This is a genomic window from Salmonella sp. SG203, from assembly GCF_013350575.1.
Taxonomy (GTDB): domain Bacteria; phylum Pseudomonadota; class Gammaproteobacteria; order Enterobacterales; family Enterobacteriaceae; genus Salmonella; species Salmonella enterica.
The window spans coordinates 1-4122 of sequence record NZ_SNMT01000059.1; the positions used below are offsets into that span (position 1 = coordinate 1).

The following is a 4122-nucleotide window of genomic DNA, read 5'->3' on the forward strand; positions in this document are numbered from 1 at the left end:
ATTACCGCTGCCGGACCGGGCAGTGCACGTTTGATACAGTACAACACACTGACAGTCAGTGAGTACGCCTGACCAGGTAACGGGAATACTGTTATGAAAATCATCTGTACATATGAACGCCGCCGGTGGTCTGTCCGGACGGTACGCAGCCTGATGTTATCACTGTTAATCATGCCGCTGTCCTGTTCTGCAGTGGCTGCGGCACCCCCGAACTTCGGATGCGGGATTAATGACCCGATGAGCGGGGGCAGCGTGAACTTTACCCTCCCGACGCCAATCGTGTTCCAGCAGGGCTCGCTTCCGGCTGTGGGGAGCGTTCTGTATTCCCATGAATTTCCGGTACAGACCTTTATCTGCAGTGCCAAAGAACCGAATCCTTTTACTGGCGGTTACCAGGCCAGTCTGGCGGCCACGATAGAAGGTAATTATTTTCAGAATCTGCAGAACACACTGGCTAAAGCCGGTCTTGCCATGCGTTTTATAGTAACGTCATCCGGTGGAGGAGGAACCTGGGTACCGGATAACCGCAGCCAGCAGTTTTTTCCCCTGACCAAAAAGTATGGATACGATTCGTCTCACCTCAGTACAGGAACGCAGACTTTCACCCTGAAGGTCGAGTTGTATGTTAAAGAACAGGTGACACGGGCTCTGAAAATTTATCTTCCCGCTTCCCCGGCAGGTGCCATCAGGCTGATATGGGGGGTGGGGAGAGATGATAACAGGTATCCGAGCATCAAATATAACTCGTCCGCAGCCTCCCTGTGGTACCTGCCGACCTGTATCGGTAAGGTCACCATTCCGTCGGTGGTCAGGTTTAACCGTGTTTACAGCGGAGCCGCAGGCAGAGACTATGACGGCACCCTTCCGCAGGGAAAATCCTTCACGATAAAGGCACAGTACAACCCTGCCTGCGGTTTTCCTGACAGCACCACCAGTTATAAAGACCTGGACCTGAGGCTCGCCATTAAATTCACTCCTGAAGGTCCGGGGAGAGTTGTGGATAAATATATTTATCTGAAAAACGACGAGGGAAAAGAGAACGGACTGCGCCTGAGGATAAGGAACCTTAAATTCTCATCGGATGCTGTTTTTGGCACCTACAGTGACATTATCGGATTAAACAGCACTTCCGACGTCTCAGATAACCAGTTCTCTGCTGAACTGGAGAAAAACCCTGACGCGGCCAGTGTAAAAACCGGAAATTTTACTCAGCGTGTGAAAGTGGACATCGACTACTACTGACCAGAAAGCCACACCTGAATATAAAAATAAAATAAGGCGGGAGCCTGGTCGTCGGCCGGGTCTTCTTTAACCTGAAGGAGTCGCCGTTATGACATCCGGAAAATCACCTGACAAAATGAAGGGGACAGACAGCAATGTTCTGTACCCGCAACAGAGTAACCATGACACCTGTTTTATTCCGCCGGCTGTCCGTCAGCATACCGGTGAACCTATGTACATTCTGGTGGCGTACTGGTGCATGCAACAACAGGGCTGGGTGGACAGGAATCAGATATCCGCAGCATTTCGTATCACCGCCCGCAGGGCCAGTTATGTCGTGACCTATCTGCGTGCAAAAACAGCCCGTGTGGTCTGTGAAACCCGCCGTATTATGCTGGATAACAATGTCTGGCGTTACGAAATTCTGGTGACCTGCGTGAAACCCTGGACGCGGAAACCGCGTCTGCCACGCGTGAAACAGGCCATTCCGCGCTCTGCCCGGCGGGTTGGAAATGCTGACAGCTCACAGTGTAATGCTATCTGGAATGCATTACATGCATCCCGTAAAACAGAGACCGGGGAGTAGACATGATGGCGGTAAAAAACAGCTTACAGCATATTCTTCCCGGACGGCGGGTTAATCCGGACGGCACGCAAAAACAGCAGAAACGGGATGCCGTGAAGAATATTACCGGGGTTCCCGCCCCGGACTCAGCGATGATTATACATGGTGATAACTGGCCCCTGGTTGAGGGACTCCGCCATTCCGGAAAGGAGGTACTGCCGGAGCATCCTGTATATACCAGTCATACCCCGTCAGAACTGTTTACATTATTATCTGAACACCCGGATGCCGGACTGATTTTGTGTTTACAGCCCAGAGAACACATATTCCTTTTTTACGCGCTGTCAGATTTTCTTCGCCACACACAGGCTGTTGTCCTGTGTGATTCCGTGTATCTTACTGACCGTGTTGTGATGGAAATATGGAACTGTATACCGGCAGACATCCCACCGGCCATTCCGGCAGGCATACCACTACGGGATATATTACGCAGGGGAGAACAGTCTGCTGCCGGGAAACGAATACTGATGTCCCGGCTTACGTACGGATACCCGTCCGGATACCGCTCACGTTTTCGCGGTGTTGCCGCTCACAATTCAGCACCGTTGTTCCCGGGCCCTTTTCACGACGGAAACGATTTGACTGGCGCAATGAACCTTTACCTGCAGGAATACATGGCAGGGGCCGGAGTGAGTGTGTTCCAGCGTAAGATACTGGAGGGACTGCTGGCAGGGAAAACGGCGCCCTGTATAGCTGAGAGCATGGGGGTCAGTCCGGGTAAAGTGGAGAACCACAAGACAATGATGCTCAGTCGTCTTGGGATGCCGGGGTTCCCTCACGCCGTATTGTACGGAATGAAATTTCATTCTGTACTGCAACGAACCCCGTTCCACTGAGCGTCAGACCCTTTTACCGGGAGGGCATGAAATCGATGGTCCGGTTGAGTCCGTCAGGTTGGTGTAAATTCAGTTCCAGCTTTCCGGTCCGGTAATGTGCCTGTTATGCGCTGAGTGGCAGCGCTTCGATTACTTCAGTTTCAGTCGCCTGGTCTGTCTCCGCCATAATGTGTTGTGGCAGATAACGGTTCAGCAGCAGCCATTCCTCGTTCTGTTCCGTCAGTATCACCAACGGTGCGAAAGTGGGTCTTCCGCAACCTGGGTGGATAAATATTGATGAAACTTTCTGGTTAACAAGGATCTAAGCTGTTTTAAGTTATGGATGCGTATTACCACTCACGGAGATCACCCAATAACCCCCTATGTCAGGATAGTTGTCGCCTACATTTTTAAGGAGAATGACTGTGCCTGCACATGCCGTACCAATTGATGTAAAAGAGCAAGGAGTCATCTGGCTTTTGCCTCCCTATAGTTGGTCTATCAGACATATTGCCCGTAAGCTGGATCTAAGCCCTTCAGTAATTGCAAGATGGAGACTTGAACTGGTGCAGAAAGGTTTGTTGCCCGAAAACGAGAAAATTTCTTCCGTAAATGGTGATGAGTGGACTCCGGAACGTCGATTTTCAGTTGTACTTGAAACAGCTACATTATCTGAAATGGAACTTGCTGATTATTGTCGTCGTATGGGGCTATTTGTCGAGCAGGTCAAAGAGTGGCGGGTAATCTCCATTAAGGCCCATGAAAGAAAATCGCCGAGCCGACAGGGAATTGCGTGAAGCCAAAAGTAGGTTACGGGATCTTGAAAAAGAACTTCAACGTAAAGATAAAGCGCTGGCAGAAGCTGCTGCACTTCTGATGTTGAGGGAAAAGTTCAATGCCCTCTGGGACAACAGCGGGGAAGACTGACTCCCCTCCCGGTGCGGCAGAAAATTATATCTCTGGTTAGTGAAGCTATCAGAAATGGAGCCCGCAAAACCCGGGTCTGTCAGTGTATTGGCGTTTCTATCAGGACTCTTCAGCGCTGGGTTGATGGTGAAGTGATCAACGCAGATCAAAGACCCAACGCTGCGAACCGGATACCCCGAAACAAATTGTCGGAAGCAGAAAGGCAGCAAATTCTGGAGCTTTGCAATTCGCCGGAATTTGCTTCACTGCCGCCAAATGTTATCGTGCCAACTCTGGCAGACAAAGGTATTTATATTGCTTCTGAATCAACATTTTATCGAATATTAAAAAGTACCAACCAGTTAACCCGAAGAACCCGTGAAGGCCAGTACAGACGTCCGGATGCTCTTAAAGCTACAGCGCCGAATCGAGTCTGGAGTTGGGACATCAGCTACATCCCATCCTGGATCAAAGGCCAGCACTTTTATCTCTATATGATCGTCGATATTTATAGTCGGAAAATTATCGCTGCAGAAATATTCACGAGTGAGTCAG

5 protein-coding genes are annotated in these 4122 nt (G+C 50.2%); all 5 read left to right on the top strand.

Annotated features, from left to right (window positions below):
- The first annotated feature begins 93 nt into the window (after nucleotides 1-93).
- Complete coding sequence (locus HV477_RS27580; RefSeq protein ID WP_175065713.1) at nucleotides 94-1242, top strand: hypothetical protein; 1149 nt, start codon at nucleotides 94-96, stop codon at nucleotides 1240-1242.
- An 88-nt stretch (nucleotides 1243-1330) separates the two neighbouring features.
- Nucleotides 1331-1807, top strand: a complete 477-nt coding sequence (locus tag HV477_RS27585) for a CaiF/GrlA family transcriptional regulator (RefSeq protein WP_175065714.1) — start codon at nucleotides 1331-1333, stop codon at nucleotides 1805-1807.
- 2 nt (nucleotides 1808-1809) lie between these two features.
- On the top strand, nucleotides 1810-2682 hold the full coding sequence (locus tag HV477_RS27590) for a LuxR C-terminal-related transcriptional regulator (RefSeq protein WP_175065715.1): 873 nt from the start codon (nucleotides 1810-1812) through the stop codon (nucleotides 2680-2682).
- A gap of 404 nt (nucleotides 2683-3086) precedes the next feature.
- Nucleotides 3087-3458 (top strand): hypothetical protein, encoded by a 372-nt coding sequence (locus tag HV477_RS28750; protein ID WP_254621737.1) that lies wholly within the window; start codon nucleotides 3087-3089, stop codon nucleotides 3456-3458.
- Nucleotides 3459-3773: 315 nt separating this feature from the next.
- On the top strand, nucleotides 3774-4122 hold a 349-nt coding region (locus tag HV477_RS27600), incomplete at its 3' end, for a DDE-type integrase/transposase/recombinase (RefSeq protein ID WP_375372889.1).

Bases quoted from the DNA above. Each gene is read 5' to 3' on its own strand.
- HV477_RS27580 (WP_175065713.1), top strand. From the start codon at position 94: ATGAAAATCATCTGTACATATGAACGCCGCCGGTGGTCTGTCCGGACG.
- HV477_RS27585 (WP_175065714.1), top strand. From the start codon at position 1,331: ATGACATCCGGAAAATCACCTGACAAAATGAAGGGGACAGACAGCAAT.
- HV477_RS27590 (WP_175065715.1), top strand. From the start codon at position 1,810: ATGATGGCGGTAAAAAACAGCTTACAGCATATTCTTCCCGGACGGCGG.